The following is an 18086-nucleotide window of genomic DNA, read 5'->3' as shown; positions in this document are numbered from 1 at the left end:
GTCGCCTGTTGGCTTCTGTTCTATATTGCACTATTTTGCCATAAGGCAACGATGTTCACCTAATCGCGACAACGGATTCGCTTTTGGAATGGCACAAAATTGTCAATTTCCCCGGCATGCGCTTTTTTCAGTTATGATTGTGAGACTTATCGACGAAAGGAGAGGCAATGCTGTCAATTGCAAAGCGCACTGCGGTCGGGGCCGGGCTGCTACTTATTATGCCGGTTGCCGTATGGGTATCGGGCTGGAGCTGGCAGCCGGGACATAACGTTTGGTGGCTAAAATCTCTGTACTGGATAACGGAAACGGTGACGCAGCCGTGGGGCATTATCACTCACGTTGTTCTCTGTGCATGGTTTCTGTGGTGTCTGCGTTTTCGTCTGAAAGCTGCGGTAATGCTGTTTGCGATCCTGGCTGCGGCAATTTTAGTCGGTCAGGGCGTGAAGTCCTGGGTTAAAGACAGGGTGCAGGAACCTCGGCCCTTTGTCGTGTGGCTGGAAAAAACGCACCATATCCCTGTTGATGAGTTCTACACTTTAAAACGTAAAGATCGTGGTCACTTAGTTAAAGAGCAATTGGCCGAACAACAGGATATTCCGACGTTTCTACGTAAGCACTGGCAAAAAGAAACAGGGTTTGCCTTTCCGTCAGGGCATACGATGTTTGCCGCCAGTTGGGCTTTACTGGCTGTAGGGCTGTTATGGCCACGCCGACGTACGCTGACGATTGTGTTTTTACTTATCTGGGCTACGGGCGTTATGGGCAGCCGCTTGCTATTAGGCATGCACTGGCCCCGTGATTTGGTCGTTGCAACGCTGATTTCATGGTTGCTGGTAACACTGGCGACATGGCTTGCGCAGCGGGTATGCGGACCATTAACGCCGCCTGTGCAGGAGGAAAAAGAAATCGCTCAGCGTGAACAAGAAAGTTAGCCATGATTGATTTTTCGAATTTTGCCCTTAAATCAGAAAGGGGAAAGCGCTTTTCCGTTTCGCACTCGTTGTGAAAATGGTAATTTAAAGGGCTCAACGCGGTAAGTTGTACACGATTTATTCGCTCAAACCACATAACGGGAAGTAATGTGAAATATTTACTCATTTTCTTACTGGTGTTGGCGATTTTTGTTATTTCGGTGACATTAGGTGCGCAAAACGATCAACAGGTTACGTTTAATTACCTGCTGGCTCAGGGCGAGTATCGTATCTCTACGCTGCTTGCTGTATTGTTTGCCGCAGGTTTCGCGATTGGTTGGTTAATTTGCGGCCTTTTCTGGCTGAAGGTTCGTGTGTCTCTTGCGCGTGCCGAACGTAAAATCAAACGACTGGAAAACCAGCTTACGCCTGCGACCGACGTTGCGGTTTCTGCCGATTCGTCGGTTGTGAAGGAATAATTATTTATGTTGGAGTTGTTGTTTCTGCTTTTGCCTGTAGCCGCTGCCTATGGGTGGTATATGGGTCGCAGAAGTGCGCAACAAACCAAGCAGGATGAAGCTAACCGTCTTTCCCGTGACTATGTCGCCGGGGTTAACTTCCTCCTGAGCAACCAACAAGACAAAGCGGTGGATCTGTTCCTCGATATGCTAAAAGAGGATACGGGCACCGTTGAGGCTCATCTCACCCTCGGAAACCTGTTTCGCTCGCGCGGTGAAGTCGACCGTGCAATCCGCATCCATCAAACGTTAATGGAAAGTGCTTCGCTAACCTACGAGCAGCGTTTGTTGGCCGTACAACAGCTGGGGCGCGACTACATGGCCGCAGGTCTGTACGACCGCGCGGAAGACATGTTTAATCAGCTTACCGATGAAACAGATTTTCGCGTCGGTGCATTACAGCAACTGCTGCAAATTTATCAGGCAACCAGCGAATGGCAGAAAGCGATTGATGTTGCAGAACGCCTGGTGAAGCTCGGTAAAGATAAACAACGTATCGAGATAGCTCACTTCTACTGCGAACTGGCCTTACAGCAGATGGGCAGCGACGATATGGATCGCGCCATGACGCTGTTGAAAAAAGGGGCTGCGGCAGACAAAAACAGTGCACGTGTTTCCATCATGATGGGCCGTGTGTACATGGTGAAAGGCGATTACGCGAAGGCCGTTGAAAGTCTGCAACGCGTGATTTCTCAGGATAAAGAACTGGTCAGCGAAACGCTGGAAATGCTGCAAAGCTGCTACCAGCATCTGGGGAAAAACGATGAGTGGGCCGAGTTTTTACGTCGGGCCGTTGAGGAGAATACTGGCGCCGCCGCAGAGCTGATGCTGGCCGATATTCTTGAAGCGCGTGAGGGGACTGATACCGCTCAGGTTTATATTACCCGCCAGCTACAACGCCATCCTACGATGCGCGTGTTCCACAAGTTGATGGATTACCATCTTAACGAAGCAGAAGAAGGGCGCGCGAAAGAGAGCCTGATGGTTCTGCGCGATATGGTCGGGGAGCAGGTGCGCAGCAAGCCTCGGTATCGTTGCCAGAAGTGCGGATTTACCGCATATACACTGTACTGGCACTGCCCATCCTGTCGCTCATGGTCAACCATTAAGCCTATTCGCGGACTTGATGGGCTGTAATTTTTAAAAAAACTTCACTTTAGTTACAACATACTAATGAACTGTAACCAATCCATCCTCAGCCACCGTTGCCAAATTCGCCTGGCAGAAATGTAATCGCGCCTGTTAATTTTCTATTGCCGCAGGTAGAATGCACGCCGTTTACCCATTTTGCGCCGCCGATGGCGCCCATCCTCAGGAAGGTCTGGTCATGACGTTTACTGCTTCATCTTCTTCTCGTGCTGTTACTGATTCTCCTGTCGTTGTCGCTCTCGATTATTCCAATCGTGATAAAGCATTAGCTTTTGTCGACAGAATTGATCCTCGTGATTGCCGTTTGAAAGTGGGCAAAGAGATGTTCACGCTTTTTGGACCTCAGTTGGTTCGCGATTTACAACAGCGTGGCTTTGACGTTTTTCTTGATTTGAAATTTCATGATATTCCCAACACTACCGCACATGCCGTTGCGGCAGCTGCCGAGCTTGGCGTGTGGATGGTTAACGTTCATGCTTCAGGTGGGGCGCGTATGATGACCGCCGCACGTGAAGCCCTGGCGCCTTTTGGCAAGGATGCGCCGCTGCTGATTGCAGTAACAGTTCTGACCAGTATGGAAGCCAGCGATCTTGCCGACCTAGGCGTGACGTTGTCACCTGCGGAGCATGCGGAAAGGCTGGCGTGCTTAACCCAACATTGTGGTTTGGATGGCGTCGTATGCTCCGCGCAGGAAGCAGTGCGATTCAAGCAGGCATTTGGCCAGGCATTTAAACTGGTTACGCCGGGTATTCGCCCTGAAGGTAGCGAGGCAGGCGACCAGCGTCGCATTATGACGCCGGAACAGGCACAGTCAGCTGGCGTGGATTATATGGTTATTGGTCGTCCGGTCACACAGTCGGCAGATCCGGCTCAGACGCTGAAGATGATCAATGCCTCCCTGAAACGAGGTGCGTAAATGAATGACTCAAATTCTCGTCTGGTCTACTCAACTGACACCGGGCGTATTGATGAACCGAAAGCCGTCCCAGAGCGTCCCAAAGGCGACGGCATTGTCCGTATCCAGCGACAGACCAGTGGCCGCAAAGGTAAGGGCGTGTGCCTGATTACTGGAATAGATCAGGACGATGCTGAACTGACCAAATTAGCTGCGGAACTGAAGAAAAAATGTGGTTGCGGCGGGGCAGTGAAGGATGGCGTGATTGAGATACAGGGTGATAAACGCGACCTGATTAAATCGCTGCTGGAAGCCAAAGGAATGAAAGTTAAATTGGCTGGCGGTTAATAAAAAAAGCCACGGAATTTTTCCGTGGCTTTTTAATAATACAGACCTGAAAAAGTAAACGTATTATTATATCGAGCCGTTTAACCGTAAATTATTTACCCACCTGGTGGCCAATAATACCACCTACTGCAGCACCACCCAGCGTGCCTAGCGTGCTGCCGTCAGTCAGGACTGCACCACCGATTGCACCAGCACCAGCACCAATTGCGGTGTTACGGTCACGTTTGGACCAGTTAGAGCAGGCACTCAGCGACATTGCCAGAGTAATCGCCAAAATGGCAGCGGTCATTTTTTTGCTCGTTACTAACATAATACTTTCTCCTGAATTATTGATTCACGGAATCCAGTGTTCTTTAAGAATAGCGCTAAATTTAGGCTAACGAAGATATTTCCGTGAAACCGTTTAGCGAAGGCATGACAAACACTATCCTGAGATTGGAGGTTCGTTCCTGTTATATCGCTAACATTAATTTTACGACTTAATCCTGTTAACGACAGGTAAAAAGTCTTAATTGGACTGTCAGATAACTCTCAGAGAGGAGATGATTTGCCGACTGACAAATCATCTGCTGAAGATTTTATGCGTTCGCATCAATGATATTGACGGTTAATCCTGAATGCTCAAGCTGCATTTGTACGCTGGCGCTGAGTCTGGAATCCGTGACTACGCGGCTGAATCGCTCTAATGGACCTAGTGTGTAAGGGTGAATGGCTTCGAATTTTGAGCTGTCAGTAAGCACAATAACTTCTGCACCTTTTTCCAGCACCGCGTTAACCACATCAGAACGCATCATGTCGCGTCCGGTGAAGCCGGTGTCAGCCTGCCAGCCATCAATGCCGATAAAGGCCTTACTGAAGTGTACCTGCTGGATAAACTGGCGAGTTAAGGGCCCCACCATGCTTTCGCTTTTTTTCTGATAGATGCCGCCAAGGAGAATCACTTCGCAGGGGGTTTCTTTCAGCAGATGGGCTATATAGCTGCTGACGGTAATGATGGTGACATCTTTTTGCTCCGCCAGCGTTCTGGCCAAGAGCGCATTGCTGCTGCCGTTTTCAATGAATACGGACTCGCCAGGGCTTACCAAAGATGCGGCAAATTCGGCCAGCTCACGCTTCAGCGTAAAATTAGTCATCATGCGCGTTTCCACATCATCACTGTTCAATGAAACAGCAAAACCGTGCGCACGGCGTAAATAGCTCTGTTTCTCCAGTGTGTTCAGATCCTGTCGAATCGTCACTTCTGAGACACCGGTGATTTTTGCCAGTTCGGCAACGCTCATCTGACCTTTATCAGTCACCATCTGCAAAATAGATTGTTGTCGGGAATTCATAATATTAATTTTATTGCGATATCGTATCGGAAATTAAACGGAAACTGCCTCATATGCAGTTTGCTGATAGCAGCGACATTAAAGGGTTAATGTCATCAGATCTCCCAGGGAGCCTTGTGCTTTTTGGGCAAAGACTCGGCATCTTCTTTGGCCGTGTCTAGCAGCTCAGCCTTCAGAATTTCGAGATTGTGGATGGCTGAGTGGTAATCACCTGCAACGAGGATATCCAGCACGGTATCAATGCGTTCGGCCAGACGCTGAGCGTCGATATCAGACATGGTTATCATCCTAATGGCAATCGAGTTTGAATTTCATGATGCAGAATTTCATGGCAAAAGAGAAGGGAAAAATAGTATTAACTATCAATGATAGAAGAATATTATATATTCCGTGATTACATGCAGATAGGATCGTTACGTTATGTCCATTTATGGCTATTAACGACGTTTGATCCCACTGCGTTAGCGCGTTTTTTTATTCAGATGTCGTCGATACCAACGTTCAAATGCAGCCGCTGGCATTGGTTTGGCAAACAAAAAACCCTGACGTTCGTTGACGCCATTTTTGGTTAAAAAGGCATCCTCTTTCGCGCTTTCAACACCTTCGGCGATGACCTGCAGATTGAGTGCTTGTGCGACCGCAACAATGGCACGTACCAGCGACTGCGAAATAGGTTGTTTGTGTACATCCCTGACAAAGGTTTGATCCAATTTAATTGCATCAAGCGGGAAGCGGGCCAGTTGAGACAGTGACGAATATCCAGTACCAAAATCATCCAAATGGATTTGCGCCCCCAACTGGCTAAACTGCTGAATGACGGACAGTGCCAACTGCTCATTTTCAATCAAACTGCTTTCCGTTAACTCGACATCAATGGGGCAATATTCAAAGTCGAGTTCATGAAGCACCTGTTTGAGATCGGTAAATAGCGTCTGATCGGCGAGCTGGCGGGCAGAAACGTTTACCGCCACGCGCAGATTGATTCCCTTGGCGCGCCATTTTGCGACCTGACGCACAACGTCCAGAATAACCCAGCGACCCAGCGGAACAATAAGCCCTGATTCTTCGGCGTAGGAGATAAATTCCAGTGGTGGAATGAGGCCGCGTTCCGGAGACTGCCAGCGTACCAGCGCCTCCAGGCTGCGCACTTCGCCTCGCCAGGTTATCTTTGGCTGATAATGGATAACCAGTTGATCGTTTTCCAGCGCCTTGCGCAGGTTAGTATCCAGCCACAGGTATTCAAATACCCGCTGATTCATTTCCGGAGAGAAAACACAAAACTGTCCGCGGCCGCCTTCTTTCGCGGTGTACATGGCCGTATCGGCGTTACGAATGACGCTCTCGCAGTCCTGACCATGCTGTGGAGCGAGGGAAATACCAATAGAGCAGCCGGTATAGACTTCAATCAGGCCAATGCGAAAGGGTTGACGCAGGCGTGTCAGAATGCGCGATGCGGTAGCTTCCAGAGTGCTCTGGGACGTTTCGGTGGCAAGGACGATAAATTCATCACCGCCAAACCGAGCCAATAGCTGGTTGTCGTCAAGACAACTGAGAATTGCCAGCGACACGCTCTGCAACAGCTGATCGCCAAACATGTGCCCGTAGGCATCGTTCACCTTTTTGAAGTTATCCAGATCGAGATATACAATCCCAACCTGAGTATCACCTGCGTTCTCAATCGCGTCGCTTATCAGCTCATGAATGGCGTTACGGTTCGGTAATCCGGTGATGGAGTCGGTATTAGCCAACATACGCAGGCGTTCCTGCGCGCGGCGTTCTTCAGTGATATCGGTGCCGGAACAGATCAGAAATATTTCGTTCTTGCCGCTACCGTTATGTACAAACTTATTGCGAAAAAGAAACAGGCGCTGACCTTTGCAGGTCTTCACCCAACGTTCGACTTCATATGAGTTGCCTTCGCGAAAAAAGACCTCGATGTTGCGTCTGGAGGCTGCGGCTTCACGTCGACTCATAAACAGTGTGAATACGCTTTGGCCAATGACTTCACGTTCTCTGAGTCCGGTGTACTCTTCGCACAGACGGTTAAAACGCTGAATGTTGCCCATGCGGTCAAGAATGACAATAACGGAATTGGCTTCTGAAACCACCTGTTCGGCAAAAGAGAGACCTTGAGCCAGGTCGCGTGCGACGGAAGGGGTGTCATCCCAGGCTGATGCGCTGCCGGCCCATTCGCGCTTATTGATTTTCCGCCCGACCAAATGTACCGGAATATCGTCATCTTCAATGGGTAACGTCATCAACAGGCTTGACGTAATTACCGTCATCTCGCGAATGCGGTCGGCCTGCTCGGGTGATAATTCGATGGTCTGCTCAGCGTCTGCTGTTTCGTCAATAGAGAAATGCAGGATGTTGCAATCCTCTGACAAACGCCAGTAGGGGTTATGAGTGCCCACATAGCTATACAACGTAACCAGCTCCCGGACGTCTTTCATGATGTGTACTATCCCGTTTAAAGCGCATAAAGCCTCAAAAGTAAGGGTAGCCATGATTCATTCAGGGTGATTATGGCTGAACGTATTGTTTTATTTATATATTTATATGTAATCCAGAATCCATAAAAAGCAAAGCCAGCGGAACTGAAAAATAGTAAAAAAAAATTTTGACTGGATAAGAGAAGTGTAGTGTGTGGTTGAAATTTGGCCGCTAAAAAAAGAAAACGACCTTTCAAAAAAGAGAAAGGTCGTTGGATTTGTCAGTTTACGCTGCTGGACGCGCGATAACGCTACGGGTTTCCATGCGAACTTCGGCGATAGTTACGTCAATCACATCAGTGACTTTGTAAACTACTTCACCTTTGATTTGTACGGTACCACTTTCCTGGCTGCAGACCAGTTCATCACGCACGGCGTGCAGGAAGGGGGCAGGAATAAAGGCAACAGCGCCATTATCAACCAAACGTACGCGCATGCCGCCGCGGCTGACGTCGATGATCTCGGCCGCAAAGCGGGTGTCGGTTCCGGCTTTATCACTCAGGAAACGGGCGTATAGCCAGTCACCCACGTCACGCTCAGCCATCCGGTTCAGGCGACGACGTTCTGCCATTTGCACGGTGGTATCATCCTGAGGTCGAGCGACGGTTTCGCCTTTGATGACAGCCTTAAGCAGACGGTGGTTGATCATATCGCCGTACTTACGGATTGGGGAAGTCCAGGTGGCATATGCCTCCAGACCCAGCCCAAAGTGTGGACCTGGCTCAATACTAATTTCAGCGTAAGACTGGAAGCGGCGAATTCGGCTGTCGAGGAAACCGGATGGCTGTGCATCCAGTTCGCGGCGCAGTTTGCAGAAACCTTCCAGTGTTAGAACTTCTTCGGCATCGACGTGCATACCGTGGGTTTTCAGCAGCGAGGCCAGAGCGTCGGCGTTGGCATGGTCGAATCCCATATGGATGTTATAAATACCGAAGCCCAGCTTGTCGCGAAGCACACGGGCGGCGCAAATATTTGCCGCAATCATGGATTCTTCCACGATACGGTTTGCGATGCGGCGTGGTTCAGCGACGATGTCCAGTACTTCACCTTTTTCACCGAGAACGAAACGGTAATCCGGGCGATCTTTAAAGACCAGCGCGTGGTTATGACGCCACTCTCCTCGGCTCAGGCAAATACGATGCAGCAGACGGATTTGTTCCGCAATCGCGTCGTTTTCTGGTTGCCACTCGCCAGTACCTTCCAGCCAGTCGGAAACATTGTCATAGGCCAGCTTCGCTTTAGACTCGATGGTTGCGGCGAAGAAGGTGATGTTGTCTTCAATCGTGCCATCGGCGGTAATGCTCATACGACAAGCTAAAACCGGGCGCACTTCGTTCGCGCGCAGAGAGCAGAGATCGTCAGACAATTCACGTGGTAACATCGGGATATTGAACCCCGGTAAATAATTGGTGAACGCGCGAATTTTAGCCGTTTTATCCAGCTTGCTGCCTTCTGCAATCCAGGCTGTTGGGTCGGCAATGGCGACGGTTAATTGTAGCGTGCCGTCAGCTTGTTCTTCAGCATACAGCGCATCGTCCATATCTTCGGTGCTGGCGCTGTCGATGGTGACGAAATTGAGGGCGGTTAAATCTTCACGAACCAGGCCTTCGTCCAGCATTTCGGTTGCTACACCGTCTGGTGCTTCTTTTTCCAGATTATGGCGTGCCAGTGTGACCCACCACGGGACAAAGTGGTCATCAGCAAAAGTGATAAATTGGGTTAACTCGGCGTAGAAGGTGCGATCGCCTTTCAGCGGATGGCGGCGCATTTCTGCAACAGCCCAGTCGCCTTCTTTAAATTCATGTTCAACGCCGCGGGCTGCACGACAAGGAATAGCATCTTTCAGTAACGGATGATCCGGCACAATGGACAGACGGTCATTTTTGCCCTGAACTTTACCCACGAAGCGCGTCAGGAAGGGTTCGATCAGTTCTTCCGGCTCAGCAGACTCACGGTCTTTTTCTGTATGGATAACCGCAACAATACGGTCGCCATGCATCACTTTTTTCATCTGCGGCGGTGGAATGAAATAGCTTTTTTGTGCATCGACTTCCAGGAAGCCAAAGCCTTTTTCCGTGGCTTTTACCACCCCTTCAGCACGTGGCGTCTGGGAATGTAGTTGCTGTTTAAGCTGCGCTAGCAGCGGGTTGTCCTGAAGCATAATTGTCTATTTTCGTGGCTAAAAGAGCGGCTGACAGTTTTACGCGATTCTGCCAGTTGCAGCAAGCGCTCTTTCAGTAAGTGGATCGGTTAATCAGTGTCGCCCAGCGCGATTTTCAAGCGATTCAACCATCCGCACAATCCACTCCAGGCTAGCAGGTTAATGGCCTGCTCTGAAGAGATTCCCTGATCGAACAAAGGCGTTAACAGTGCGGTGCTAAAGCGGTCGGGCGCCCGGGTCAGCCATTGTACCGCCTGTAGGGTGACGCGCTCAACCGGATGTCGTTGTTCCCACCGTTGTAATTCACGTTCATCCTGACGAAGAACGGTAATGGCCTCGGTTAATTCATGAGCTGAATACGCATGTTCATTAAAACAGGCCACGCTGCCATTAATCCGCGAAGTCATCAGCGCCGCCAATGAAAATGCCTGTACCGGTATCCCGCTACGTTGCGTGCTGGAAATGAGCGACCCGAATAAATCCAAAATGACGGGGGAATGTATCAGTAATGGCAGTAACGCTTGCAGTTCCTCGGGATAACGTCTGTCTATCGACTCATCATGATTAAGATGTTTTTCAATCGGAAATGGCGAAGCGTGCCAGGTAGCGTGTGCTGCACTAAATGGTGAAGCGTGAGCGAATTGTTGTATATCGAGACCCGGAATTCGGCGCACCGGATGTCCACACCAGGCCTGAAACAGGGCCACGATACGGGCCTGAAAACCGACGAATCCGATAATTTGATTCATCAGAATGCTATCGCTGGTGGTCAGCCCGACTGCATCCAGATGATGGCGATCGCGCGCGCCTATCACGGCAGGAGAGCTGGCAAGTTGACGAGCATATTGGGTGATTTGCGCCAGTCGATGGTTACTTTCCCGCGAGGAGTCCGGCCCAGGAAGCGGTGTTAGACGCGCGGCATAGTGATTACATAATCGCTGGACGCCATATACCTGAGCGACGGTTAACGCCGTACTCATCCGTTCATAGGCGCTGAATGTGTGCATCTGACTCAGGTTTACGTGGATCGGGAAGAGGATCTGTGCAAGTTTACGGGCAGGGATTAACCAGGATTGAAAAGGTAAAAGGGCGTCATCAGATATCGCCAGATCCAGTAAAAAGCAGTCGTCGACATGAGCGGCTTCCGGCACCAGCGGCAGAACATCTTGTGGATACATGCTGGATTGCGTCTCATGATACCAGTGGCTTTTGCCTTCAATTCGGCGTTGTTCCATGGGCGGTCCTTGGTCTAAAAAGTGGCGACCCGGACACGTCGTCATACCACTACGCCGGATCGTTTGCGCTGCAATATCCTGACGTAAGCAGAAGAGGGGATGAAAGATTGTTACGTGATAATAAATATCAGAAAAGCATATATGGGACTGGGTAGAGGGGAATTAAAAACGAGCATCACGGGCGACGGTGGGCCGCCCGGAGAAGAGTGGAAGATTATTTCAGCTCCAGTTCGTTCATTGCAGCGATGCTGAAACCACCGTCAACGTGTACAACTTCACCTGAGATACCGGCAGAAAGATCGGAACACAGGAATGCCGCAGAGTTGCCCACATCTTCAATGGTAACAGTGCGACGAATCGGCGTAACGGCTTCGCAATGGGCCAGCATTTTACGGAAATCTTTGATACCGGAAGCAGCGAGGGTGCGGATTGGACCTGCGGAAATTGCGTTTACGCGTACGCCTTCAGGCCCCATTGCGTTAGCCATATAACGGACGTTTGCTTCCAATGAGGCTTTCGCCAGGCCCATCACGTTATAGTTAGGGATTGCACGCTCTGCGCCCAGATAGGACAACGTCAGTAGCGCAGAGCCAGGGTTTAGCATGGAACGACATGCTTTTGCCATCGCAACAAAGCTATAAGCGCTAATGTCATGCGCAATTTTAAATCCTTCGCGGGTAACTGCGTTCACATAATCGCCTTCCAGTTGGTCAGCAGGTGCGAAGCCGATGGAGTGTACGAAACCGTCGAATTTCGGCCAGGCTTTGCTCAGTTCAGCAAACATGGCGTCAATGCTGGCATCTTCAGCTACATCACACTGCAAAACAATGTTGGAGCCTAACTGCGCTGCAAATTCTTCCACACGACCTTTCAGCTTGTCGTTCTGGTAGGTGAACGCCAGTTCGGCACCTTCGCGATGCATCGCCTGAGCGATTCCCCATGCGATAGACAATTTACTGGCAAGGCCTGTCACCAGAATGCGCTTACCTGATAAAAAACCCATGGCTTTAATCCTTTTGGTTAACACTTATCTTTTATCAATCAATGAGTTATGATTGACACATTAAATGCACTCGAAATTGGCCTGAAATTATATCCCACGCTTTTTCCCTGGAGAATGGTTATCCGCCTCACGTGACCTGTCACGTCATTACATGTGAGGAGTATATCATCCCCCTCCGCTTATGCTTCGTTCAGGCATCTAACGTCGGTGAATCAGAGAAAATACGAGGTTTCAAAGGCATTGAAATGGTATTATTTCATTGCTAGCTGATGTTAATAAACATAGCAAGGTAGGAACTTTCTTAAAACATAAAATATGACAATATTCAGCTTGTTATGATATATTGTTTTTATCGATCAATATCGATTCATTGATCGATATTATTGATTGATTGTGATTAGAAGTGCATTATCAGGATGTTATGATCAATTGGAGTGGTCTTATGCACTATCATTTCATCGCGGAACCGATGAGAGACACAACAGATAAATTACTGGGTGTAGAGATTAACGCCCGGTTTACTTCAGATACGGTTCACCCGTTGCATCCAGATTTCATCATTTCAGCGTGGGATAGCGAACAAAAGCGTAATTTCATGCTCGAGCAAATTCGACTAATTGCCGAAAAGCGTGACTGGTTTGAGCGCAACAGCCTTATTTGCACCCTGAACCTCATTGACGAAATGGCACTGCTGGCGATTGGTGATCCAGCCATCAAGTCGGCCTTACATGCTCTACCATTTATTGCACTGGAACTTTCAGAACGTTTTCTGTCGAATACCGTGTGCCTGAATAATCTGCTGATTAATTCACTTCGCGACGGCCCAAACGCATTGTGGTTGGGCGATCTTGGCTCCGGCAGCGTAGGGGCCAGTCCGCTGGTTTGCGGTCATTTTGACGTTGTGAAACTGGATCGCGGTTTCTTCCTGGAACAGGTAGAAAAACCGATGTTCCCGGTGCTGATCAAAAATATCAGGGAATATTGCGACCGTGTTGTGGTGAAGGGAGTAGAAACAGTACGACTTATCGACGAGGCCAGTACCGCAGGTGTCTGGGCAATGCAAGGTGGTGCCCTTTACCCGTCAGTCGCGTTTACCGAAGTTGATACGCTGCTCTTACCCACGTTGTGTCACTGATGACAGATTGCCCCCCGGTTGAGGAGGGCTGCCGTTTGCTAACGATCTTTTCGCCAGGCATCAGCGGTAAGCGCTTCGCCGAAATGACCTGCAATCAGGCGGCGGGTAAGCTCATGAAGCGGGGACGCCAGAACATCCGCTGTACTGCCGCGTTCTACCACTTCGCCCTGATGCATGACTAATACCTGATCGCTGATGTGCTTCATCATGCCAATATGTTGGGTCACATAGATATACGAAATCCCCTGTTTTTCCTGCAATTCCAGCATCAGATTGATGAGCTGTGAACGCATCGACATGTCCAGAGAGGCCAGGGCTTCGTCGGCGATAATGACTTTGGGGCGTAAAATGAGCGCACGGGCAAGGCCCAGACGCTGTTTTTGCCCTGGGGCCAACATATGTGGGTAATAGCTTACGTGATCGGGCAGCAGCCCGACCATGCGCATGGTCTCCACGATCTGTTTACGACGCTGCTCAGGCTCGAGGTCGGTGTTCAGACGTAGCGGAAAATCGAGGATCTGCGAGATACGTTGCCGCGGATTAAGCGATGTTGACGGATCCTGGAAAATCATACGGATCCGCTGGCTACGAAATGAATAATCGCCATATTTTAACGGATGATCGTCAATCAGCAGCTCACCGCTGGTGGGTTCAATCATACCCGCCAACATTTTTGCCAGCGTAGATTTCCCCGAACCGTTTTCACCAATGACGGCGAGCGTCTGACGTTCACGCAGGGTGAAACTCAGGGGCTTAACGGCCTCAACGGTCTGGCGGCGAAATAAACCTGTCCGGTAGCGAAAGGTTTTGCTCAGATTACGAACTTCGAGCAGGGTTTCTACCATCTCACTCTCTCTCCATGTTCAGCGGGAAATGACAGGCGTAGAGATGATTCTTTGCTCCGGTCAGTCTTGGGGTTTCAATACATTCGCGTTGTGCATAAGGGCAGCGTGGCCCCAGACGACAGCCGATGGGTAATTGTTCCAGCAATGGAATAGCTCCTGGCATGGTATTCAGGCGGCTTTTGTGCGGCATTGCGCTACCAAAATCAGGAATAGCGCGAATCAACGCTTGAGTATAAGGATGATGAGGAATGGTCACCAAATCTTTACTTGGCGCGGTTTCGACCGTTTGCCCGCAGTACATCACGTTGATTTTGTCAGCCCACTGGCTGAGCATTTGCAGGTCATGGCTTATCAACAAAATGGTGGTATTGCTGTTTTGATTCAGACGGGTTAGCAGACGGAAAATTTGCGCCTGGGTGGTTGGCTCCATCGCGTTCGTCGGTTCATCGGCAATCAGCAAACGCGGCTGATTCGCTAATGCGATAGCGATCATGACCTTCTGACATTCACCGTCGGTTAGTTCATATGGGAAGCTGCGCATGGCGTCTTTATGGTCTTTTATCCCGACGCGGTGCAAGAGTTCAATCGCACGGCGCTTGCGCCAACCGATGCGCTGCCACCAGCGACCTTTGTAGGTCCATGCCGGAATATTTTGCATCAGTTGACGTCCGATACGCTCGGACGGATCGAGACATGACTGCGGCTCCTGAAAGATCATGGAGACGTTATGACCGACCAGTTTGCGTCGTTCACGCGCGGAAAGGCGTAGCAGATCGATATCATCAAAACGCATACGGTCTGCGGTTACGCGCCAGTTATCTTTAGCGACGCCGCAAATGGCCTTAGCGATCAGACTCTTGCCGGAGCCAGATTCGCCGACCAGCCCGCGGATTTCACCCTCATTCAAGGTCATGCTGACACGATCAACAGCCTTTACCCAGTCGTCACCGGTCCTGAATTCAATGGTCAGGTTGCGGATATCAAGTAATGGCATTACTCCACCCCCGCAATAATTGCGCGGCGCACGCCGTCACCCAATAGGTTAACCAGCAACACGCTTATCATAATTGCCGCGCCTGGCAGCATCACCGTCCACGGTGCGACATAAATCAGCTCCAGCGCGTCGCCGAGCATGGCTCCCCATTCCGGGGACGGCAGCTGTGCGCCAAGATCGAGAAAACCCAGCGCGGCGATATCCAGAATCGCCATCGACAGTGCGCGGGTGATTTCAGTAATAAGGCCAGCGGTAATATTGGGCAGAACGGCGAACCACAGAATATTCAGTGTGGTTGCACCGTCCAGGCGAGCGGCAATGACGTACTCTTTCTCCAGCTCGTCATGCACCATGCTGTAAACGGAGCGCACCATGCGCGGCAGCAGCGCCAGCCAGACGGCAAACATGGCGTGTGTCAGGTGCGGCCCGGCAAAGGCCACCACAATAATCGCCAGCAGCAGAGAAGGGATCGACAGCAGGGTGTCCAGAATGTGGTTCAGCACCGCAGAGCGCAAGCCGTGCGTCGCACCGGCAACTACGCCCAATACCAGGCCACACAGCGTGGCGGCAAGAGTGACGACAAACGCGCCGCCAACGGTCGGGGCCGCGCCGCTGAGCAGACGACTTAAAACGTCACGTCCTAGATCGTCAGTCCCGAGGAAGAATGAGACTTCGCCATAGCGCGACCATGACGGCGGTAAAAGCTGATAGCCGAGAAATTGCTGATCGATGCCGTAAGGGGCAAACCAACCACCAAAAATACACAGAATAGCCAGTCCCGCACAGCCGTACAGGCCAATCATCGCAGTCGCATCGCCATAGAAATTGCGCCATGCGGTGCGCAACGTACCTGGCGGGCGTTTTTCGCTGTAGACGCTATCGTAAGGCATACCATTCCTTATGTTTCAGAGGGTTAGCCATAGCACCCAAAATATCAGAGATGACGTTAACGATAATAACCAGTGAGCCAATCACCATCACGCCCGCTGAAATCGCCGCGTAATCCTGCTGGCGAATCGCGTTAATCAGCCAACGACCAAGACCTGGCCAGCTAAAGACCATCTCGGTGATCATCGCCAATGTCAGCATGGTGGAAAACTGTAAGCCCAGACGCGGGATCACCGGCGGAAGAGCGTTGTGCAGGACGTGACGACGCAGAATCGTTAATCGTGACAGACCGCGCGTGGCCGCCGCTTTGACGTAGTTCTGGTCAAAGACCTCAATGGTGCTGATACGCATCAGGCGGATAACTTCTGTGGTGGGCGCAACGGAGAGCGTCAGCACCGGGAGCACCATATGACGGATAGCGCTGACCAGCATTTCATCGCGCCAGGGCGAGTCGGAGATCCACGCATCAATAATGGCAAAACCGGTAACAGGTTTCACCTCGTAGAGAAGATCAAAACGCCCGGAAACGGGTAACCAGCCGAGGGTCAGTGAGAAGAGCAATGTCAGCAGCAGCGCCAGCCAAAAAACGGGGATAGAAAACCCCATCAGAGCCAATGCGCTGATGCAGCGGTCCTGCCATTTGTTCCGCGTGATACCGGCCAGCATACCAACGGGGATCCCAACCATTAGTGCAAAACCAAAGGCAAGAATGCACAGTTCCATTGTGGCCGGGAACACCTCTTTCAGCTGCTCTGAGATCAACTGACCGTTGATACTGGATACGCCGAAATCCCAGTGAATGAGACCATTGAACCAGAATACCCATGCGTTCCACAGCGATGCACCCTGTAACGGCGCATGAGGCGTGAAGTAGCTCAGGCTGAAGCCAATAAAGGTCAGGAAGAACAGGGTTACCAGTAGCAATAAAAATCGACGCAAGGTGAAGATAATCATGGTTTTTTCACCTCATCTTTCTTTTCCCTGGACACGCCGGCAAAAGAGGCATTACCGAATGGACTGAGCACCAACCCTTTGATGTCGTAACGATAAGCCTGCAGACGCAGTGAAGAGGCCAGTGGCAGGATCGGTAACTCTTGTGCAAGAATATTTTGCGCTTCGTCATAGGCATCAATTCGCGATGATAGCTGCTGCGAAGAGAGGGCCTTGCGCAGAATGCTGTCAAACTGTGGATTACACCAGTGGGCAAAGTTGGTCTGCGAATTGATGGCGGCACAGCTGAGCAACGGCCGGAAAAAACTGTCAGGATCGTTACTGTCCGTCGCCCAGCCGGATAACGTCAGATCATGGTTCATATCCATTAATCTCGCCTCCTGAAAACGACCTTCTACCGGGATGATCTTCACTTTCACACCCACCTGAGCCATATCTGCCTGAATCAGCTCGGCGGTTTTCAGCGGACTGGGGTTCCAGGCCTGAGAGCTGGTAGGGACCCAAAGTTGTAACGTCAGATTCTCCAGCCCCAGCGTTTTTAGCTGCTCGCGCGATTTTGCCGGGTTGTATTCTGTAATTTTAGCTTCGTTATCATAAGCCCACGAGGCGCGAGGCAAAATAGATGCCGCGGTTTCTGCTGTCCCGTAGTAGATAGACTGCATTAAGCGCTGGTTGTTGATCGCTAGCGCCAGCGCATGCCGCACGGCAGGGTTATTCAACGGCGGTTTATTGGTGTTGAACGCCAGATAGGCAATGTTCATCCCCGGGCGCAGCGTCAAACGCAGGCGAGGGTCATCACGCAATATGCTGAGCTGGCTGGCGGCAGGCCAGGCAAGGACGTCACATTCGCCAGTGAGTAATTTCGATAAGCGTCCGGTTCCACCAGAACCGAGATCCACTACGACCTGCGGCATCAGAGGAGTGCCACGCCAGAATTTTTCATGTCGCTGCAACCGAATATATTGGCCGGCACGATTCTCCGAAAGCTGGTACGGGCCTGTGCCGACGGGTTGTCTGTCGAGCAACTCCTGGCGATCCTGTTTTGCCAGATTAGCGGCATATTCCGCCGACATTACGGAGGCATAGTGTGTGGCAAGGTGCCACATAAAGGAGGCATCCGGTTGCGTTAAGCGGAATTCAACGGTGTTGTTGTCCAGTTTGCGCACGCTTTGGACGTTATCGGCAAACTGCAGGCTGTCGAAGTAGGGGAAACTGCTGCCGTTCACATTG

18 protein-coding genes are annotated in these 18086 nt (G+C 50.7%); 6 read left to right on the top strand and 12 right to left on the bottom strand.

The window, feature by feature from the left end:
- Window positions 1-167: 167 nt before the first annotated feature.
- The 5 genes from pgpB to yciH all read left to right on the top strand — a co-directional run bounded on the left by pgpB (window position 168) and on the right by yciH (window position 3821).
- Window positions 168-932 carry a phosphatidylglycerophosphatase B gene (gene pgpB, locus ACHHZ7_RS10855; protein ID WP_003833318.1) on the top strand — a complete coding sequence of 255 codons (765 nt, stop codon included), beginning with the start codon at window positions 168-170 and terminating at the stop codon, window positions 930-932.
- A gap of 149 nt (window positions 933-1081) precedes the next feature.
- Entirely contained in the window at window positions 1082-1390 is a 309-nt protein-coding gene (locus ACHHZ7_RS10850; protein ID WP_003020595.1) for a LapA family protein, read from the top strand.
- 6 nt (window positions 1391-1396) lie between these two features.
- Window positions 1397-2566 carry a lipopolysaccharide assembly protein LapB gene (gene lapB / locus ACHHZ7_RS10845; protein ID WP_008784929.1) on the top strand — a complete coding sequence of 390 codons (1170 nt, stop codon included), beginning with the start codon at window positions 1397-1399 and terminating at the stop codon, window positions 2564-2566.
- A gap of 190 nt (window positions 2567-2756) precedes the next feature.
- Window positions 2757-3494 (top strand): orotidine-5'-phosphate decarboxylase, encoded by a 738-nt coding sequence (gene pyrF / locus ACHHZ7_RS10840; protein ID WP_123969796.1) that lies wholly within the window; start codon window positions 2757-2759, stop codon window positions 3492-3494.
- Window positions 3495-3821, top strand: a complete 327-nt coding sequence (yciH, locus tag ACHHZ7_RS10835; protein WP_003833315.1) for a stress response translation initiation inhibitor YciH — start codon at window positions 3495-3497, stop codon at window positions 3819-3821.
- Between the two features lie 91 nt (window positions 3822-3912).
- On the opposite strand, the gene osmB is transcribed toward yciH, so the two are convergent.
- The 7 genes from osmB to fabI form a co-directional block, all read right to left on the bottom strand.
- Window positions 3913-4131 carry an osmotically-inducible lipoprotein OsmB gene (osmB, locus tag ACHHZ7_RS10830; protein WP_003020583.1) on the bottom strand — a complete coding sequence of 73 codons (219 nt, stop codon included), beginning with the start codon at window positions 4129-4131 and terminating at the stop codon, window positions 3913-3915.
- Window positions 4132-4399: 268 nt separating this feature from the next.
- On the bottom strand, window positions 4400-5152 hold the full coding sequence (locus ACHHZ7_RS10825) for a DNA-binding transcriptional regulator YciT (RefSeq protein WP_032943602.1): 753 nt from the start codon (window positions 5150-5152) through the stop codon (window positions 4400-4402).
- Window positions 5153-5247: 95 nt separating this feature from the next.
- Complete coding sequence (locus tag ACHHZ7_RS10820) at window positions 5248-5430, bottom strand: hypothetical protein (protein WP_003833313.1); 183 nt, start codon at window positions 5428-5430, stop codon at window positions 5248-5250.
- A 183-nt stretch (window positions 5431-5613) separates the two neighbouring features.
- On the bottom strand, window positions 5614-7605 hold the full coding sequence (pdeR, locus tag ACHHZ7_RS10815) for a cyclic di-GMP phosphodiesterase (protein ID WP_008784927.1): 1992 nt from the start codon (window positions 7603-7605) through the stop codon (window positions 5614-5616).
- 265 nt (window positions 7606-7870) lie between these two features.
- Complete coding sequence (locus ACHHZ7_RS10810; RefSeq protein ID WP_192463861.1) at window positions 7871-9805, bottom strand: exoribonuclease II; 1935 nt, start codon at window positions 9803-9805, stop codon at window positions 7871-7873.
- An 89-nt stretch (window positions 9806-9894) separates the two neighbouring features.
- Window positions 9895-11040: a CMD domain-containing protein gene (locus tag ACHHZ7_RS10805; protein WP_060682135.1), complete on the bottom strand. Its 1146-nt coding sequence runs from the start codon at window positions 11038-11040 to the stop codon at window positions 9895-9897.
- Between the two features lie 214 nt (window positions 11041-11254).
- Window positions 11255-12043, bottom strand: a complete 789-nt coding sequence (gene fabI, locus ACHHZ7_RS10800) for an enoyl-ACP reductase FabI (protein ID WP_032943597.1) — start codon at window positions 12041-12043, stop codon at window positions 11255-11257.
- A gap of 442 nt (window positions 12044-12485) precedes the next feature.
- Here fabI and ACHHZ7_RS10795 point away from each other — a divergent pair, with 442 nt between their 5' ends.
- On the top strand, window positions 12486-13178 hold the full coding sequence (locus tag ACHHZ7_RS10795) for an EAL domain-containing protein (RefSeq protein ID WP_032943595.1): 693 nt from the start codon (window positions 12486-12488) through the stop codon (window positions 13176-13178).
- 38 nt (window positions 13179-13216) lie between these two features.
- Here ACHHZ7_RS10795 and sapF read toward each other — a convergent pair whose 3' ends face one another.
- The 5 genes from sapF to sapA form a co-directional block, all read right to left on the bottom strand.
- Window positions 13217-14023, bottom strand: a complete 807-nt coding sequence (sapF, locus tag ACHHZ7_RS10790; RefSeq protein WP_003020558.1) for a peptide ABC transporter ATP-binding protein SapF — start codon at window positions 14021-14023, stop codon at window positions 13217-13219.
- Between the two features lies 1 nt (window position 14024).
- Window positions 14025-15017 carry a peptide ABC transporter ATP-binding protein SapD gene (gene sapD, locus ACHHZ7_RS10785; RefSeq protein WP_003020556.1) on the bottom strand — a complete coding sequence of 331 codons (993 nt, stop codon included), beginning with the start codon at window positions 15015-15017 and terminating at the stop codon, window positions 14025-14027.
- Window positions 15017-15907 (bottom strand): peptide ABC transporter permease SapC, encoded by an 891-nt coding sequence (sapC, locus tag ACHHZ7_RS10780; protein WP_003833291.1) that lies wholly within the window; start codon window positions 15905-15907, stop codon window positions 15017-15019. Before sapC ends, sapD begins: the two co-directional genes overlap by 1 nt.
- On the bottom strand, window positions 15894-16859 hold the full coding sequence (gene sapB, locus ACHHZ7_RS10775; protein WP_003020545.1) for a peptide ABC transporter permease SapB: 966 nt from the start codon (window positions 16857-16859) through the stop codon (window positions 15894-15896). The genes sapC and sapB overlap by 14 nt, the downstream gene beginning before the upstream one ends.
- Window positions 16856-18086, bottom strand: a 1231-nt coding sequence (gene sapA, locus ACHHZ7_RS10770; RefSeq protein WP_395149055.1) for an ABC transporter substrate-binding protein SapA, incomplete at its 5' end; no start/stop codon positions are given. The genes sapA and sapB, both read right to left, overlap by 4 nt.

Origin of the sequence: Citrobacter freundii complex sp. 2024EL-00216, from assembly GCF_043945515.1 — a bacterium.
GTDB lineage: Bacteria > Pseudomonadota > Gammaproteobacteria > Enterobacterales > Enterobacteriaceae > Citrobacter > Citrobacter portucalensis.
This window is presented reverse-complemented; position numbering and strand designations above follow the sequence as displayed.

What these genes read in the sequence shown, in the direction of transcription:
- pgpB (WP_003833318.1), top strand. Translation starts at nt 168, where the DNA reads ATGCTGTCAATTGCAAAGCGCACTGCGGTCGGGGCCGGGCTGCTACTT.
- lapB (WP_008784929.1), top strand. Translation starts at nt 1,397, where the DNA reads ATGTTGGAGTTGTTGTTTCTGCTTTTGCCTGTAGCCGCTGCCTATGGG.
- pyrF (WP_123969796.1), top strand. Translation starts at nt 2,757, where the DNA reads ATGACGTTTACTGCTTCATCTTCTTCTCGTGCTGTTACTGATTCTCCT.
- yciH (WP_003833315.1), top strand. Translation starts at nt 3,495, where the DNA reads ATGAATGACTCAAATTCTCGTCTGGTCTACTCAACTGACACCGGGCGT.
- osmB (WP_003020583.1), bottom strand. Translation starts at nt 4,131, where the DNA reads ATGTTAGTAACGAGCAAAAAAATGACCGCTGCCATTTTGGCGATTACT.
- ACHHZ7_RS10825 (WP_032943602.1), bottom strand. Translation starts at nt 5,152, where the DNA reads ATGAATTCCCGACAACAATCTATTTTGCAGATGGTGACTGATAAAGGT.
- ACHHZ7_RS10820 (WP_003833313.1), bottom strand. Translation starts at nt 5,430, where the DNA reads ATGTCTGATATCGACGCTCAGCGTCTGGCCGAACGCATTGATACCGTG.
- pdeR (WP_008784927.1), bottom strand. Translation starts at nt 7,605, where the DNA reads ATGAAAGACGTCCGGGAGCTGGTTACGTTGTATAGCTATGTGGGCACT.
- ACHHZ7_RS10810 (WP_192463861.1), bottom strand. Translation starts at nt 9,805, where the DNA reads ATGCTTCAGGACAACCCGCTGCTAGCGCAGCTTAAACAGCAACTACAT.
- ACHHZ7_RS10805 (WP_060682135.1), bottom strand. Translation starts at nt 11,040, where the DNA reads ATGGAACAACGCCGAATTGAAGGCAAAAGCCACTGGTATCATGAGACG.
- fabI (WP_032943597.1), bottom strand. Translation starts at nt 12,043, where the DNA reads ATGGGTTTTTTATCAGGTAAGCGCATTCTGGTGACAGGCCTTGCCAGT.
- ACHHZ7_RS10795 (WP_032943595.1), top strand. Translation starts at nt 12,486, where the DNA reads ATGCACTATCATTTCATCGCGGAACCGATGAGAGACACAACAGATAAA.
- sapF (WP_003020558.1), bottom strand. Translation starts at nt 14,023, where the DNA reads ATGGTAGAAACCCTGCTCGAAGTTCGTAATCTGAGCAAAACCTTTCGC.
- sapD (WP_003020556.1), bottom strand. Translation starts at nt 15,017, where the DNA reads ATGCCATTACTTGATATCCGCAACCTGACCATTGAATTCAGGACCGGT.
- sapC (WP_003833291.1), bottom strand. Translation starts at nt 15,907, where the DNA reads ATGCCTTACGATAGCGTCTACAGCGAAAAACGCCCGCCAGGTACGTTG.
- sapB (WP_003020545.1), bottom strand. Translation starts at nt 16,859, where the DNA reads ATGATTATCTTCACCTTGCGTCGATTTTTATTGCTACTGGTAACCCTG.